Below are 16,422 nucleotides of genomic sequence, written 5' to 3'. Positions count from 1 at the left end.
ATTACTAGTAATTTCATACAAAATTTAAAATATGAAAGCAACCACAACCATCTTACTCGTAATTATAATTTGTTTCAGTTCGTGCAAATCTTCAGATAAGAAAATGCTGGGCCCTAAAGGAGAATATCTTGTAGAAACAATAGATAAAGACTCTGTAGTAGATAAGCAAATTACTATAAAATTTAACCCCGAAAAAGGCCAGATTAATGGTACGGGAGTTTGTAACAGTTATAGTTCTACATACGTCGTGAGTGCAGAGAATATAAAGTTTTCTCCTGCAATGGCTACAAAAATGATGTGTCCTGAAGGAACTTCTTTAGAATATAACTTTTTTCAATCATTACTAAAGGCAAATACCTACAAATTAAAAAAAGGCATTTTAAGTATTTATAATGCTGAAAATAAACTGATTTTGACAGCAAAAGAGGATTAATGCGTATGAGTAGTATACAAGAAATACAAAACGAAATTGTTGAAGAATTTGAGATGTTTGATGACTGGATGCAGCGCTATGAGTATATGATAGAGTTGGGTAAGTCACTGCCTCTTATTGATGAAAAATACAAAACCGAAGAATATATTATTAAGGGGTGTCAGAGTAAAGTGTGGGTTCACGCTAATTTGAATGAAGATAAAATAGAATTTACTGCAGATAGTGATGCTATTATTACAAAGGGTATAATAGCTATTTTAATCCGTTCATTTTCTAATCAGCCACCACAGGAAATTTTAGATGCAGACACTTCCTTTATTGATAAAATAGGTTTAAAAGAGCACCTTTCACCTACACGTGCAAATGGGTTAGTGAGTATGATTAAACAAATTAAATTATATGCCATAGCCTATCAGGCTAAGGCAAATTCTAATTAGAATACTATGAGCGATACAAAAGAAATAGATACAAAAGAACTTGGCGAAAAAGTCGTTCGTGTTTTAAAAACTATATATGATCCTGAAATCCCGGTTGATATTTATGAATTGGGATTAATCTATGACGTTTTTGTAAATGAAGATTATGAGACTAAAATCCTCATGACTTTAACAACTCCTAATTGTCCGGTAGCAGAAACGCTTCCAGTAGAGGTAGAAGAAAAAGTGAAAACTATTGATATGGTCAAAGACTGCGAGGTAGAGATTACGTTCGACCCGCCGTGGACACAAGATCTTATGAGTGATGAAGCAAAGCTAGAATTAGGATTGCTTTAAAAGTTTTGAAACTTCATGGAGGAAATCATAAATAGAGTAGCAAACAGTAAACTTATCACGTTTAATCTGGAAGATTTATATCTTCCGGGTAAACGTGAGGTTATTGATATCTCCCAATGGCTAACTGAAGGTTTTATTTTACGAGAAAAAGACTTTCGGGAAAGTTTAAAAAACTATGATTGGTCTGTATATCAAGACACCTTTGTAGCGTTATCTTGCAGCACCGATGCAATCGTACCGGCCTGGGCATTTATGCTCGTGTCAACATATCTACAGCCAGTAGCTAAGAAAATAGTGGTAGGTACTTTAACAGACCTGGAAACGGTTTTATATGCTGAAGAAATTCAAAAACTCGATGTTTCTGAATATAGAGATCAATATGTTATAATAAAAGGGTGCTCCAATAAGCCTGTACCTCAAAATGCTTATATTTTACTTACTCAAAAATTACAAGCCACAGTAAAAAATTTGATGTTTGGTGAAGCCTGTTCTTCAGTTCCACTCTACAAATCAAAATAGTTTCTCAATTTAATTTTCAAATTTTCTTAAAATTGAAGACTGCGCATATTTTTTGTGTGCTGTATATTTGCGCTACAAAACCAACAATTTAAGAAGGATGAAAAAAATTATTTTTATGTTACTGGCTATCTGTAGTTTCAGCTTTGCGCAGGCGCAAGAAAAGACAGAAGAAGAACTAAAGCAGGAAATGGCTCCTAAGAAAGCTGAAATTGCAAAACTACAGAAAGAAGTAGGTGCGTTGCAGGCTCAAATAGACAATATGCCTGGCTGGAAATTTGGGGCATTTGGTACTGTAGGAGCAAACTTTAGCAGATTTAGCAGCTGGTATTCTCAGGGTACTCCTAATGTATCTTCGGCTAATGCAGCAATTACAGTAAATGCATTTGCTAATAGAAAAGAAGAAAAATACTTCTGGCGTAATGCATTAAATCTAAATTTAGGCTGGGTAAAATTTGATGATCGCGATGATGAAAATGATGATGATAGCTTCCGTAATGCTACAGATGTTTTTAATATTACTTCACTTTATGGTTATAAACTAAGTGAAAAACTCGCTGTATCAACACTTGGTGAATATCGTACTACAATTCTTGACAACTTTAACGATCCTGGTTATTTAGACCTGGGTGTGGGTATGACCTGGACTCCAATAACTAATTTGACGGTGGTTGTACACCCGTTAAACTACAATTTTGTATTTAGCAGTGGGGAAACCGTATATGAGTCTTCTTTAGGTGCAAAAATTGTTGCAGACTACACACGCCAGATTGGTAAAATTGCTTTTAAATCAAATCTTTCAGCTTTCCAAAGCTATAAGAGTAGTGACTATTCAAACTTTACGTGGATCAATGCATTCAACTACAAATTATTTAACAATATAGGTGTTGGTTTTGAAGTAGGCTTGCGCGGTAACAAGCAAGAGAACTTAGCGAATGCTATTGAAGAAGCTGCGGCATTAACTCCTCCAGGAACTGTACCTACTTTTGATAGTATAGACAGCCAGTTACAATCATACTATATTTTAGGGCTTACCTATTCGTTTTAATTAGCAAAAGCATTTAAAATAAGAAAATCCGATACGCAGGTATCGGATTTTTTTTGCTTTTAGAATTTACGTAGGACCTAGGCTTATTCTTCCTCGTCATCATTACCTGTATACAAATCGTACTCAGGATATAAAAAACTATTATAAGGAAAACGTGTAATGTGTATTTCACGTACGCGCTCATAAACCTTTTTCTTAAAGGCATCCATATTATCCTTATTTAAAGCCGAAATGAAAATAGCATCACCATCTGCTCGTGACATCCAGGTACGTTCCCATTCTTCTAATGTAAAATGTTCTTCAGTACGTTCGGTTACCAAATCATCTTCGTCTATGGTTTTATGGGTGTAGGCATCAATTTTATTAAACACCATAAGCATAGGTTTATCAGCACCACCTATTTCATCCATAATTTGATTTACAGATGCAATATGATCTTCAAACTGGGGATGAGATATATCTACAATATGCAATAGAAGATCTGCTTCACGAACCTCGTCTAATGTACTTTTAAACGACTCTACGAGCTGCGTAGGCAACTTTCTAATAAATCCTACCGTATCACTTAATAAAAAAGGAAGATTGCGTATAACCACTTTGCGTACCGTAGTATCCAGGGTTGCAAACAATTTATTTTCGGCAAACACCTCGCTTTTGCTAATTACATTCATTAAAGTAGACTTACCTACGTTAGTGTAACCCACTAATGCTACGCGTACTAAAGCACCACGATTGCCACGTTGTACAGCCTGTTGACGGTCTATTTTTTCTAATTTCTTTTTTAGCAAAGAGATGCGATCACGCACAATACGTCTATCTGTTTCGATTTCAGTTTCACCAGGTCCGCGCATTCCTATACCTCCACGCTGCCGCTCAAGGTGCGTCCACATACCTGCAAGGCGTGGTAATAAATATTCATATTGAGCAAGTTCTACCTGTGTACGCGCATAACTTGTTTGTGCACGTTGTGCAAAAATGTCAAGAATAAGATTTGTACGATCTACAACCTTACATTTGAGTATTTTTTCAATATTCTTTTGCTGTGCCGGGCTCAATTCGTCATCAAAAATTGCAGTACCTACTTCATATTGCTCAACATAGGCACGTACTTCTTCCATCTTACCGGTTCCTAAAAACGTTTTAGGATTAGGAGATTCCATTTTTTGAGTAAAACGCTTCAGCACTTCACCACCTGCGGTGTATGATAAAAACTCGAGTTCATCAAGATACTCAGTCGATTTTTCCTCGTCCTGATACTGCGTGATTACACCGATTAAGACGGTTTTCTCGTATTCTATTGTATTCTCTTCTATCATAAGATTAAGTAAGCGGTAAAGATAACGATTTAGACGCTAAGCTTTTCTTAAATTGAACCCACCAAAATCATAAACATGCCTCAAAATAATTTGGCAATAGCCTTTTACAATCTTGAAAATCTTTTTGACACGCAAAATGATCCCAACATCTTTGATGACGACTTTACTCCTAAGGGAGAGTTGAAGTGGGATGCAACGCGCTACGCTAAAAAACTTAATGATCAAAGCGCTATAATTGCTGAAATAGGAAAAGAAGAAACCGGCGGTTCTCCCGTTTTATTGGGGGTAGCTGAAGTTGAAAATAAAAAAGTACTGAATGATCTTATAACTACCGAAGCTTTAAAAAATCTTAATTACGCATTTGTACATCACAACTCCCCAGACGAGCGCGGAATAGATACGGCTCTGTTATATAAGAAAGATTATTTTGAAGTTTTAGAATCTAGAAGTTACTCACTTCATTTAGAAACTGCAGAAGGTTTACGTGATTTTACACGTGATATTTTATATGTGTACGGTAAGTTAAAGGATGTCAACGTATATATTCTTGTTAATCACTGGCCCTCTAGACGCGAAGGGCTTGAAGAATCTAACCCAAAACGTATTCTCGCGGCAAAACGTAACCGTGAAATTTTACAGGAAATACAGGCAAAAGATCCTGAAGCACGAATTATAATAATGGGTGATTTTAACGATGATCCTCAGAGCGTAGCTGTGCGTGATCATCTGGTATCTACAGATTTTTACAATCCGATGATATTTCTGCTAACACGTTATGCAGGATCTTTAACTCATCGAGGAGACTGGTATTTATTTGATCAAATAATCTTATCGCCAAACTGGATGAAAGCGTACGAGAACCCATTAGAATATGTGAAATCTGCAATTTTCAATCCTGCTTACTTAGCTGAAGCAGCGGGGAAGTATAAAGGAAATCCCTTGCGCACCTATGCAGGAGACAACTATCTGGGAGGTCCCAGCGATCATTTCCCGGTGTACACGATTTTTAAAACTGAACCTAGCTAGTCTTTCTTTGTACTTCGCTTCTTTTTTTCTTCAGCTTTAGGAGCATCTTTTTTAGGTCTCTTATCTGGCATGGGCCCGCGCATATGAATGACTAGTCCGTTTAGGAAATTGCGGAGAAATTGATCGCCACATTCTACATACTTGGGGTGATCTTCGCTTCTAAAGATTGCACCTAATTCACTTTTAGTAACTGCAAAATCTACTAGAGCACAAATTTTTACGATATCATCATCGCGTAATTTTAATGCTACCCTTAATTTTTTAAAAACATCGTTATTTGATAAAGCCATAGCCGCAAAAATAGTTTAATTCTTCAGATTATCTAGGGTTTTGAGACCTTGAGCGTCTTTGATTTCCTGTTTTAAATGATCTAGATAGATGATACCGTTTAAGTGATCTATCTCGTGCTGAAAAATAACAGCCGTAAAATCTTCTACCATTTCTACTATATGACTGGTATCTGGTTTGTCATATTCTACTAAAATTGCATACGCTCTACTAGAAAGTGTATCGCGTCTTCCGGGAATAGAAAGGCAGCCTTCTGGGCAGTCCTGCTTTTTCTTAGAATATTGTTTTATTACCGGGTTAATAATTACTTCAAAAGGAAAGCCTTCTTTATCAAAACGCTGAACCCAGGCTATATTTTTTAAAATACCTACTTGTGGTGCTGCAATACCCGCTCCTAGAGATAAACTATCTCTTACCGTAGCGTACATTCGGTCTATTAAATTCTTAAGTTCTGGATCATTGGGATCAACAATTACATGTTGACTAGGTGTTCTCAATAAAATGGAGTCGCTTTCTTTTGTAATTTTAAATACGCGCATAGGTTTAGTACCATCTGCGGCCATAATTAAAGATCTGTCACTTTCTGTAAATTGTGAAGCTCTAGAAGTAGCCTGAATATCTTTTTTTGCACTTGTGCAGCTTAAGCAACTAATTAGTACAACTGCCGTAACTAGGGATCGTATCATTATGAACTGTTTTATATCCTTAAAAATAGAATATTTTACAATATCCTTTTTCAGTCTTACTTAATGCTGATGGTTTATGAATAAGTCATCGCTAGAGCTCAAAAAAAACTAATCTGATGTTATGGTTATATTATCGAGTTGATATGTACCGTCAAAAGCATCTTTTGTACTTCCTATATATTTAAAAGCTACATAACCTGTAGAGCCCTCTGCACAGGAAAGGTTTAAAATACCCGAACTGTACCAGTCTCCAAAAAAATCCTGATCGCGTATAACAAATGCATCACCTAAAACTAACCAGTTTGCTTGTGTAATTGTTGCTTGCTCCCCGTCCCAGTCTGAGCTGAAAAGTACTTCGAGATCACTGCCATCTGCAAAACTACTGCTGGTTTCAAAACGTATTTTTACATTAGAATTAGTTTGTAAATCTATTGGCGGAGTAATTAACCAACACATAGTAAGGGCGTCACCAGATTGATAGGAGTCTATGCGGGCAGAAACTCCTTGAGAGGCATTTGTACCGGTTGCAGTATAAGCCTCCCAAACCTGATTGCCGTATTCATTAAAATTCGTCCAGCCGTTGCCGGTAATGGGTTGATTGCGCGTTTGTGCACTAAAATTATCCTGAAATAAAATCTGAGTTCCTTCAGCATCTGCTAAACCACATTTGAGTTCGTTAGGATCACATCTATTTCCTGTATCGAAAGAAATATCTTCGAGTGTATTTAAGCGTAGAATATAAAAATCATCATAAAAATCCCGACTTAAAATCCCCTGTATACTTCCACCTCCTAAGGGAAGTTCAACAGCTTTAAAACCGGCAAAAGTACTGGTACTTACTAAGGTTCTCCCGCGTGCGTCACAGGTTTCTAAAATACGAATGCCATCAAACTCATCTGTAGCTTCGCCAGCAAAAGTTTTTCGGGAAATACCTAAAACCTCATTTCGGTTAAATTGCGCACTGGGCAGGCTTATTAATAAATTTTCGGTGTCGTCAGAGAAGTCTGCGATGGTAATAGGTAAAGGGACGAGTGTGGCTATTTCGATGCTTCTGGTAATGTGATTTGTAATGAGCGAGGTAGGGATTTCGGTGATAGAATTACCATCTCTGATTCCTAACTGTACAATGCCGTTTTCTGTAGTTGCTGAAAGTCCGTTGAGATTTACATAGATTTTTCTGCCTAATTCATAATAGGTGTAAATGGCATTTTGATTAAGTTGAATGGTGATGCCACTTGTGGGATTTTCGGGTTTGTCCTGAACAACTACTTCTCTAAAAAAATTACCGGCAACATCACTACTTATCACATAGCCTACAAAATAGGTATCTGTATCTCTAAAGGTGACAATGCCCTCTGTACTTTGAGCAAGTATATTTTTAACCGAAACTAAAGGTACTTCTGTACCAGTAAATTCAGGTTCGATTGCAGACGTTTCGGGGATTTCAAATTCAGAATCTACGCAAGAAACGAATACAAGTATAATCAAGACTGTAAAATAGTTAAGATATCTCATAAGGTTTTTGTTTTACGCTTCCGCGGAAGCGCTAAATTCTTTAAAAGCGTACATAGAGATTTGCATAAATAGTTGCGCCATAACCTAGAAAATAGCGATTTCCAAAGAGGGGCTGCTCTCGTTCTTTTTCTTCTTGTAAACCTCTGTAGTCGGCGATACGTGAATCTTCAAAACCACCGGTCTTGTATTTAGTATTTAGCGCATTATTAATAGTTGCAAAAAAGCCAATTGAGCGCCCTTTTACTAGCCAGGATTTACCACCTACAATATTTAGCAAATAATAAGAGCCTAATTTTTCCTGAATGAGTACGTCTCTCGCAATTGCAGGATCAAAATCATTAAACGGGAGACCGTCATAATCTGTAGAAAATGCTCCAGATCTGCGTAGGTTACTCACATCTATATATGCATTTGAAAATCTGTTAATGCTTGCTCCAAGCCACCAGAATTCAGGATCTCTGTAGTCAAAACCAAGTTGTATGGCTTGCTCTGGGCCACCAGATACGTGGTAATTCTTGAGTTTTACTGTGCCGTCGCCAAATGTAATTTTGTTATTTGCGAGAGTTGTTGTGTAATAAACATCTGGGTTGTTTGTAAATGTATTTTGAGATAGGGCAGCAGCTGTTTTAAAGGTTAGAGTGGGTAGGATTTTATATTCAATACCCAGTTCAAGACCTACATTTCTTCTCGAAATATTAGTAGTTACTTCCTGAACCAGCGCATTGCCTTGTTCAATTAAGGGGCTTTGTAATGACTGAGTATAGAAAAATGAAAGTTCGCTCCCGTTAGCAAAATCAAGATAATAACCGGTGAGTTTTGCTTTGAGTAATGCACTGCGATAGACATAACTTGCATCAAGGTTGAGAAGTTTTTCTGCGGAAGCATCTTCTATTATAGCATTGTTTTGTCGTGAATTTGTAAAAACCGTGTTAGATGGAAGTTCAAGTGTTTGTAAACCTGCATTGAAAAGCGCAAAATGCTTTCCTGAAAATTTATAGGTAAATCCACCTTTTAAGCCATAGGTTGTAAAGTTAACCTCCGGACTTTTGCCTAAAGATGCCTCGCCGGGATAATAGCCATTTTCATACAACCCATTGCGTTGATAGTTTACCATGCCTGCCTGCAAAGCAGTATAAAAATCAATGTGTTTAAAAGTGGCCTGTAGTTGTGTAAATCCAGATACTTTAAATGCAGAAATATCAAAATTGTATTTGTAGCGATCTCCTTCCCGTACAATTCGATTCCTGTTATTTAAGTCGGTTTGTGCGAGGTTACCTCCTGTAGAAGCATCATCTTCAGCAAAATTATCTATATCAAGCCAGGTGTTTCCACCTAATAAATCTTCTAGTTGTGCATAGTTTGAACTTTTGAGTGTTGAAACAGAGACACCTGCTGTAAGCTTAAAATGTTCAGAAAAATTACTGTTTAAGATACTTGATGCCTGTACAAAGATGTCTTTATTTACATCATTTTGTACAGCATAAATACTGTTTAAACCGGCATTTGTAGCAATCGTATTTGCAGCATATAATTGAGACCAGTCTAGCTGCCCATCGTTTGTAAATGCTTCTTGAGCGAGATAGGCATTTTGATAATTTGCAGCCGTAGGATTGGGAAATCTAAGAAAGTAGCTGGGTAAATTTTGATAGTAATTGGGTGCAGGGTTGCGGGCACCGCCTATAAAACTTTCCTGACCTTCAGAGCTCGTGATTAGCGTACTTCCTGTATAATCAATACGTGAATTTTTAGTAGTTCCCCATTGGTAAGCCAGATTTGTACTTAAAATAGATTTATCGGTTAAATTCCATTCATGACTTAAAATAAAAATAGGTTCCTCAATCATACGCATACGGGAATTTCTAATTTTTCCGTTTTGTAATCCCCAGTTAGGGTTGTAGTCGTTACCTTTTAAATCAATTACCTCCTGAGTAAGGGCTGTACTTCTTCCTCTACGGTTAGGTGTATAAAAAGCAACCAGATTTATGCGGTGATTTTGAGTTAGTTTCTTTTCAATACTTAAAAATATCGAGTTAGCTTCATACGAAGTTCCTTTTATAGCTCCCTCGGCACCAAATCTTCTGGAGCCTAAAATCGTAAATGCCCAACCCTTTGTACTTAATCCGCTGCTGTAGCTCCCCATAACTCTGCCGGTGTAGGTTCGGTTTGCATAAGCATAAGATACTCGCCCACCGCGTCTGTATTGGGAAGCGTGCATATTAAAATGAAGTACACCTGCGGGAGCGCCAAAACTATATTCACTAGGTTGAATACCTAAACTAAATTCTCTGTTGCGCATTACATCATTAAGACCTCCCCAGTTACCCCACTGTGGTCTGCCGGTATTTATCTTATTTAATTCTATGCCATTTATAAGAACCTTACTGTATTTACTATCGAGACCACGCGGTCGAAAAAACGTTGAACTAAAGTCATAAGCAGCAGCGTTGCTAAAAGCATCATTTGTAGCACCTAAAAGGCCTGAAATAATATTGTCTTGTTGCTCTTCATCGCTGTTGAGTTCAGTCTCTGTTAGACTTATACGATCTAGTTCTTCATTTAGTTCTTTAAGATCAATTTCTAAAGGAATATAAAAGAGGTTAAGTTCTTTACCTCCTTCTAGCGTTATAGGTAGTATAAGTGTTTTATATCCTGCTTTACTAAGAACTAATTGTTGCTTTCCGTCTAGCGTTACACCTTCTAATATAAACGCGCCATCGGCATTAGTTTTAATACTGAATTTAGAATTTTTTAAAGTCACGAGAACTTCCGGAATACTGGCCGCTGTAGTTGCATCTCTAACGTTTCCATATATGGTATATTCTTGAGAAGACAATTTATGTCCGTAAATAACTAATAAATAGACAAATACTAATGTTCGCAATTTTAAAAAAGCACATATTTATGTCGCGCCGGTAAACCTAATATATTAATTAATTATATCTTAATGTCCTGATAATAGATGTGTTATGCAAAAAATTCGATTAAAAGTAATAATTACGGTATTCTGTCTTTGTTCAATTATTAATTATGCCCAAAAAGCCCGTGATTATCAATTAGTAACTGTTGCATTTTATAATCTTGAAAACTTATTTGATACCGAAAACGATCCTGTGACCTTTGATGATGATCGTACTCCAGAGGGTAAAGATCGCTGGACATTAGCTATTTATCAGGATAAATTGGCTAAAATGGCTGAGGTTATTAAACAGATAGGTCCTGAAAATGCTAAAATGCCACCGGTGATAGTAGGCGTATCAGAAATTGAAAACCGAAGAGTTTTAGAAGATTTAATAAGTCAATCACCGCTTTTACCCTGGGATTATGGCATTGTACATTATGATTCGCCAGATCGTAGGGGTGTAGATACCGGACTTCTATACCAAAAGAAATATTTTCAACTTATAAGCAGTACTGCGCACGAACTCTTGCTTTATGATCCAGAAAACAATAATACACGTATTTACACTCGTGATCAATTATTGGTGACAGGTTTACTCGCAGGTGAAAAAGTTCATTTTATCGTAAATCACTGGCCTTCGAGAAGTGGAGGAGAAGCCAGGTCACAACCCCGGCGAGAAGCTGCAGCTTATTTAAATAAGAAAATTATAGATTCTATTCGATCTAAAGAACCCTATGCGAAGATAATTACGATGGGCGATTTAAATGATGATCCAAAAAATAGCAGTGTAAAATCTATTTTAGGAGCTAAAGGAAGTTTAAAAAAATTAGGATTGCAGGATCTTTATAATCCTATGGATGCTTTTGCTAAGAAGGGATTGGGCACACTTGCGTATCGGGATGGGTGGAATCTCTTTGATCAAATAATACTTACTACGGCCTGGTTCTCTAAAGACTATACATCGTTTCAGTTTTATAAAGCCGGAATATTTAATAAGAAATTTTTGCAAACACCTTCAGGTCCTTATAAAGGCTATCCGTTTAGAAGTTTTGCAAACGGAAGTTATACCGGTGGTTACAGCGATCATTTCCCTGTTTACGTTAGCCTAATACGAGAATACGCTAATTAAGAATTAGTTTTCTTTTTTTGTGGTTTTTCAGGGTTGTTAATGAGCTTTATGGCATCTTTTTTATCTTGATCTAAGAGCTTTTTTTTTTCATTTAAAGCGGCGACTTCATCTTCATGAGCAAGCTTAGCATGTTTATTGGGTACAATCTTATGTCTTTTAATTAAGGCATATTGAACCGTTATTTGTGCACCGAAAAATAAAATTAAACAGGTATAATTTACCCATAGAAGTATTAAAACAATTGAAGCTGCACCACCATAAACTGAAGCAGGATTACTACTTGTAAAATAATAACCTAATAAACTTTCACCTATTAAGAACAAAACAGCTGTGATTCCCGCTCCCAGTAAGGTCGTTTTATACGTCATTATTACATCGGGCAAAATCTTGAACATTGCAGCAAATAATCCGGTTATAAATATAAACGAGATTAAAAGTCTCAAAATTTCGGCAAAAACTACAGTGATTTCTGGAGCATACTGACTCAGATATTCAGTAAGTAGATTAAGGCCCAGAGTTACCACAAAAGCAACAAGAAGCATAAAGCCAAGAACCAGCACCATCCCAAAGGCAATAGCACGGTTGATAAGCATTCGCTTAAAGTTCTGCTTTTTCTCAGTAACATTCCAGATCATATTCATAGTAATCTTCATCTGAAAAAATACTCCGGTAGCACCATAAATAAGGGCCGCTATGCTTATAATAAGGGTAATCCAATTGTCATTTTCTAGTGTAACATTACCTATCATATCTTCAATCGCAATTGCTACATCTTTAGATATAAAACGCGCAATTTCTGTATGTATGCGTCCTTGAACCGCTTCTGCACCTACAAAATAACTTGCGATAGAGGTAACAATCATAAGTAATGATGGTAGAGAGAAAAGCGTGTAGTAAGCTATGATAGCACTGCGGGCAAAAGGATCTGTACGGTCCCAGGCAAAATAGGTTTTCTTTAAAAAAGCAAAAAGAAACAACCCCCTTTTTACAATAGGATTTTTAGGATTATTCATCTTTTAAAAAGGGTTTTATTACGTAATTGAGATCCTGTACCGCGGTTTTACTCAAGTCTATAGTTTCATTAATTTCTGTGTTCTTACGTGTAAGTTGTGGGATCACATAATCTGTATTTGCAGCAGGTAAGGCTTCCTGCGAAATTTCAAATTGTTTTTTGCAGGTAGCTGCTATTTTAGAATAATCATTGAGCGAGATATTTAATTCAAGATGATATCCCTGATCTTTAATGCCGTCTATAGTATTCTCTGCAGAAGCAGGATCGTAAATTAATTTATTTGGAGAAATACGGTATGTATTTCCTTCAGTGTCTAAATACGTGTATACCGGTAAATTAGCATCGACATTCTGGGTGAGATTTGTCAATCCTGGTGTAGCACCACAGCTCATTAAAAGCATAGTGCTTAGTATAAATATAGAAAACAAGCTGATTCTTTGCATAACTGGGTCTTTTTTGAAAAATTTAAATTACGAAAGCTGCAATTTTTGTTATTTCTGTTTAGGCTTAGTTTAACGTTTTAGGCAACAACTTTCAGAAATAGTTGTAGTTTTGAGTAAATACAAAATTATCCCCTTCCCTTATGTCAGATTTTTGGTTTTATTTTAATATAGGTCTTGAACATGTACTAGACTATAAAGCTTACGATCACGTATTATTTCTAATTGTTCTTACTGTACCCTACATATTTAGTGATTGGCGTCGTGTTTTGCTACTTGTTACGCTGTTTACCTTAGGACATACCATTTCTTTATTATTAGCCGTCTATGGCGTTGTTAAAGTAGATCGTGGCTTTATTGAATTTTTAATACCCGTAACCATCTTTATTACTGCTTTGTACAATGTGTTTACAGCGGGTAAAGGAGCTAAAAAAGACAAGTTAGGAGTTTTGTTAATCACCGCATTATTTTTCGGTCTTATACACGGTCTGGGATTCTCTTCATTTTTTAAATCATTAACGGCACACTTATCAAGTAGATTGTTACCGTTAGCAGAATTTGCTCTGGGTATAGAATGTGCACAGATAATTATCGTCTTAATTGTCTTAATTATAGGGTTTATTTGTCAAACTATTTTTAGATTTTCTCGCAGAGATTGGATGATGTTTATTTCTGCTGTAGTAATAGGTATGGTAATCCCAATGCTTATAGCAAATTATCCGTGGTAAAGTGTTTTTTTACAGATTATAAGCGGTGTAAGTTTTTTATCTTCGCTCACCATTAACTGCCTTCAAATGTTTAGTAAGCTAACATATGTCTTCAATATCTTCAGATAAACAACTTACTTATGATATTGCTTATTTGCGAATGGCTCGTGAATGGGCAAAACTTTCTTACTGTAAAAGAAAACAAGTGGGAGCGCTTATCGTTAAAGATAAGATGATTATATCAGACGGCTATAACGGTACACCTACGGGATTTGAGAATGTCTGCGAAGATGATGAAGGGTATACTAAGTGGTATGTGCTTCATGCAGAAGCAAATGCAATTTTGAAAGTAGCCTCTTCTACACAGGCTTGTGCAGGAGCGACACTATACATCACGCTTTCTCCGTGTACAGAATGTAGTAAATTAATTCATCAGGCAGGTATTACGCGCGTGGTGTATCATATGGGATATAAAGATCCTAGTGGACTCGATTTTTTAGTGCGGGCAGGTGTTGAGGTAGAGTGTATAGAAAATATTGAAGAATAATGGGAGGCTACAAAAAAAAATACCTTCCTATATTTTTTGCTGTAGCAGTTGCGATAGGCATATTTATAGGAAGTAAGCTTAATTACAGCAGTAATACTACAAGTCTTCTAGGAGGTAATGCCAAGAAAGAAAAATTAAACCGACTTATAGATTATATAGATTACGAGTATGTAGATTCAATAAATACAGATAGTATTGTTGATGTTACAGTAAATAGTATTTTAGAAAATCTTGACCCGCATTCTGTATACATACCGCCAAGCGAACTGGAGCGTGTTAATGAAAGCATGAAAGGCGATTTTGTGGGTATTGGTGTTAGTTTTTACAATTACAACGATTCTATAACAGTTAGTTACACACTTCCCGGAGGCCCCAGCGAAAAAGCCGGAATTAAAGGCGGAGACCGTATCATTGCAGCAGATAACAAACCACTTACCGGAGCTAATTTAATAGACGATTCTATAACATCTCAGCTAAAGGGAAAAATAAATACGCAGGTTAATCTTAAAGTGAAACGGCCTGGCGTAAAAGACCTAATGGATTTTAAAGTAAAACGTGCAACAGTTGCTCTAAAAAGTGTAGATGCGTACTATATGCTAACCGACACTTTGGGCTATGTTAAAATAAATCGTTTTGCCGAAAGTACACCTGCCGAATTTAAAAATGCTTTAAATACGCTAAAGCGAAAAGGTGCCAGTCAAATAATTTTAGACTTACGCGATAACCCGGGAGGTTATATTTCTGCCGCAGAACAAGTTGCAGATCAATTTTTAGCAGATGACAAGCTTATCTTATTTACAAAAAATAAAACCGGAAAAATTGAAAAAGCATTTGCTTCTGATGATGGCGTCTTTCAAGAAGGGCGAGTATATGTTTTAATTAATGAAAATTCTGCCTCTGCGAGTGAGATTGTTGCGGGAGCATTACAGGATAACGACCGTGGCGATATTGTAGGCAGACGCTCTTTTGGTAAAGGTCTTGTACAACGGGAAATGGAGCTTGGTGACGGCAGTGCAGTACGCTTAACAATTGCCAGATATTACACACCTACCGGCAGAAGCATACAGCGTCCCTATGGAGAAGGTAACAAAGCATATTATGAAGATTACCTTTCTCGATACAAGAACGGCGAGATGCAAAGTATAGATAGTATAAGTATAGCAGATAGTTTACGATATGTAACTCCTAAGGGTAAAGTGGTTTATGGTGGTGGTGGTATCATACCAGATATTTTTATACCTAAAGATACTAACTACGAGAAAGAAGCCATAAATTATGCATTGCGCACTGGTTTTATGAACCGATTTGTATTTGAATTGCTAGAGAAAAATAGACCGTATTATAATAAACTTACCTATAAGCAATTTAATGAAGAGGTGGTTATCTCAGACGCTAACATTTTAGAATTTGTAAATTATACTGGTAAGCGAGATTTAAAAATAAGAGTAAGAGATTATAAAGAAGATTTAAAGCGCTATATTAAAGCTGTATTTGCGCAGCAACTTTTTGGAAATACTATCTTTGAGAAATTAATAAACGAAGAAGATGCTGCTATTCAAAAGATTAAAGAATTAAGCAGAGAGGAATAATGGTAATAATCGCGTCTATATTTGTATTTTGTATTGCTGCAATTTTTAGATTGTTAGACAACAGTGCGGGTATTCTTATCTCAAACGGAATATCTGTAAGTCCGTTTTACTTAACCGAATCTGAGGTTAAAAAACAATTAGATAAAATTGAAGATAGCACACTTCGTAAGCAGCTTAAACGCACTTTAATTTATCAAAAGTTGCACAAGATTTTTCTGGTACTTTCTATAATTACATTTATTGGGGGTATTATATACGAGTTTATAAATCCTACCCTTGTTGAACTTTTATGAACTACGCTTTTTCTTTTCTACAATTTTTCTGGAGATAAGTAATATCACAAGTAATAGTATAGCACAAAGACAAGCAAGTACAGAAATCACTGCGACAGAACTATTACCGTCTAGAGGAGCTGCATAATCTATTTTTGAGAAGTTAAAAATAAGTAATGCACTTGCAAGGCCTAAAATAATATATAGAGCAATTTTCATAAAAAGG

General features: G+C 36.3%; 19 protein-coding genes. 11 read left to right on the top strand and 8 right to left on the bottom strand.

Annotated elements, in window-relative coordinates; genetic code table 11:
- The first annotated feature begins 31 nt into the window (after positions 1-31).
- The 5 genes from ACEN25_RS13575 to ACEN25_RS13555 all read left to right on the top strand — a co-directional run bounded on the left by ACEN25_RS13575 (position 32) and on the right by ACEN25_RS13555 (position 2,770).
- Entirely contained in the window at positions 32-433 is a 402-nt protein-coding gene (locus ACEN25_RS13575) for an META domain-containing protein (RefSeq protein ID WP_028377352.1), read from the top strand.
- 5 nt (positions 434-438) lie between these two features.
- Positions 439-870, top strand: a complete 432-nt coding sequence (locus tag ACEN25_RS13570) for a SufE family protein (protein WP_441803378.1) — start codon at positions 439-441, stop codon at positions 868-870.
- A 6-nt stretch (positions 871-876) separates the two neighbouring features.
- Complete coding sequence (locus ACEN25_RS13565) at positions 877-1,206, top strand: DUF59 domain-containing protein (protein WP_028377354.1); 330 nt, start codon at positions 877-879, stop codon at positions 1,204-1,206.
- Positions 1,207-1,221: 15 nt separating this feature from the next.
- Positions 1,222-1,725 (top strand): DUF2480 family protein, encoded by a 504-nt coding sequence (locus tag ACEN25_RS13560; RefSeq protein WP_441803377.1) that lies wholly within the window; start codon positions 1,222-1,224, stop codon positions 1,723-1,725.
- A gap of 97 nt (positions 1,726-1,822) precedes the next feature.
- Positions 1,823-2,770, top strand: coding sequence for a DUF3078 domain-containing protein (locus tag ACEN25_RS13555; RefSeq protein ID WP_028377356.1), 948 nt, complete (start codon positions 1,823-1,825; stop codon positions 2,768-2,770).
- Positions 2,771-2,853: 83 nt separating this feature from the next.
- Here ACEN25_RS13555 and hflX read toward each other — a convergent pair whose 3' ends face one another.
- Positions 2,854-4,086 (bottom strand): GTPase HflX, encoded by a 1,233-nt coding sequence (gene hflX, locus ACEN25_RS13550; RefSeq protein ID WP_441803376.1) that lies wholly within the window; start codon positions 4,084-4,086, stop codon positions 2,854-2,856.
- A gap of 75 nt (positions 4,087-4,161) precedes the next feature.
- On the opposite strand from hflX, the gene ACEN25_RS13545 reads away from it, so the two are divergent.
- Entirely contained in the window at positions 4,162-5,112 is a 951-nt protein-coding gene (locus ACEN25_RS13545) for an endonuclease/exonuclease/phosphatase family protein (protein ID WP_441803375.1), read from the top strand.
- Here ACEN25_RS13545 and ACEN25_RS13540 read toward each other — a convergent pair.
- The 4 genes from ACEN25_RS13540 to ACEN25_RS13525 all read right to left on the bottom strand — a co-directional run bounded on the left by ACEN25_RS13540 (position 5,109) and on the right by ACEN25_RS13525 (position 10,482).
- Positions 5,109-5,402 (bottom strand): DUF1456 family protein, encoded by a 294-nt coding sequence (locus ACEN25_RS13540; protein WP_441803374.1) that lies wholly within the window; start codon positions 5,400-5,402, stop codon positions 5,109-5,111. The genes ACEN25_RS13545 and ACEN25_RS13540 overlap by 4 nt on opposite strands.
- Positions 5,403-5,417: 15 nt before the next feature.
- A complete protein-coding gene (locus ACEN25_RS13535; RefSeq protein WP_441803373.1) occupies positions 5,418-6,086 on the bottom strand; it encodes a peptide deformylase in 669 nt (222 codons plus the stop codon).
- Positions 6,087-6,194: 108 nt separating this feature from the next.
- Positions 6,195-7,601, bottom strand: coding sequence for a DUF5689 domain-containing protein (locus ACEN25_RS13530; protein ID WP_441803372.1), 1,407 nt, complete (start codon positions 7,599-7,601; stop codon positions 6,195-6,197).
- A 40-nt stretch (positions 7,602-7,641) separates the two neighbouring features.
- Entirely contained in the window at positions 7,642-10,482 is a 2,841-nt protein-coding gene (locus tag ACEN25_RS13525; protein WP_441803371.1) for a carboxypeptidase-like regulatory domain-containing protein, read from the bottom strand.
- Positions 10,483-10,567: 85 nt separating this feature from the next.
- Between ACEN25_RS13525 and ACEN25_RS13520 the strand changes: the two genes are divergently transcribed.
- Positions 10,568-11,629 (top strand): endonuclease/exonuclease/phosphatase family protein, encoded by a 1,062-nt coding sequence (locus tag ACEN25_RS13520; RefSeq protein ID WP_441803370.1) that lies wholly within the window; start codon positions 10,568-10,570, stop codon positions 11,627-11,629.
- Here ACEN25_RS13520 and ACEN25_RS13515 read toward each other — a convergent pair.
- A complete protein-coding gene (locus ACEN25_RS13515; protein ID WP_441803369.1) occupies positions 11,626-12,642 on the bottom strand; it encodes a YihY/virulence factor BrkB family protein in 1,017 nt (338 codons plus the stop codon). The two genes, ACEN25_RS13520 and ACEN25_RS13515, sit on opposite strands and share 4 nt — an antisense overlap.
- Positions 12,635-13,084, bottom strand: a complete 450-nt coding sequence (locus ACEN25_RS13510) for a hypothetical protein (RefSeq protein WP_441803368.1) — start codon at positions 13,082-13,084, stop codon at positions 12,635-12,637. The genes ACEN25_RS13515 and ACEN25_RS13510 overlap by 8 nt, the downstream gene beginning before the upstream one ends.
- A 140-nt stretch (positions 13,085-13,224) precedes the next feature.
- Between ACEN25_RS13510 and ACEN25_RS13505 the strand changes: the two genes are divergently transcribed.
- The 4 genes from ACEN25_RS13505 (at position 13,225) to ACEN25_RS13490 (ending at position 16,217) form a co-directional block, all read left to right on the top strand.
- On the top strand, positions 13,225-13,809 hold the full coding sequence (locus ACEN25_RS13505) for a HupE/UreJ family protein (RefSeq protein ID WP_028377365.1): 585 nt from the start codon (positions 13,225-13,227) through the stop codon (positions 13,807-13,809).
- A gap of 85 nt (positions 13,810-13,894) precedes the next feature.
- Positions 13,895-14,335, top strand: a complete 441-nt coding sequence (locus tag ACEN25_RS13500) for a deoxycytidylate deaminase (protein WP_028377366.1) — start codon at positions 13,895-13,897, stop codon at positions 14,333-14,335.
- Positions 14,335-15,924: a S41 family peptidase gene (locus ACEN25_RS13495; protein ID WP_441803367.1), complete on the top strand. Its 1,590-nt coding sequence runs from the start codon at positions 14,335-14,337 to the stop codon at positions 15,922-15,924. The genes ACEN25_RS13500 and ACEN25_RS13495 overlap by 1 nt, the downstream gene beginning before the upstream one ends.
- Complete coding sequence (locus ACEN25_RS13490; RefSeq protein WP_028377368.1) at positions 15,924-16,217, top strand: hypothetical protein; 294 nt, start codon at positions 15,924-15,926, stop codon at positions 16,215-16,217. The genes ACEN25_RS13495 and ACEN25_RS13490 overlap by 1 nt, the downstream gene beginning before the upstream one ends.
- Here ACEN25_RS13490 and ACEN25_RS13485 read toward each other — a convergent pair.
- On the bottom strand, positions 16,212-16,415 hold the full coding sequence (locus ACEN25_RS13485) for a hypothetical protein (protein WP_028377369.1): 204 nt from the start codon (positions 16,413-16,415) through the stop codon (positions 16,212-16,214). The genes ACEN25_RS13490 and ACEN25_RS13485 overlap by 6 nt on opposite strands.
- Positions 16,416-16,422: the final 7 nt, after the last annotated feature.

Origin of the sequence: Leeuwenhoekiella sp. W20_SRS_FM14 (genome assembly GCF_052119605.1) — a bacterium.
Classification (GTDB): domain Bacteria; phylum Bacteroidota; class Bacteroidia; order Flavobacteriales; family Flavobacteriaceae; genus Leeuwenhoekiella.
Note: the sequence above shows the minus strand (reverse complement) of the source record. Positions and strands in the feature narration are given on the sequence as shown.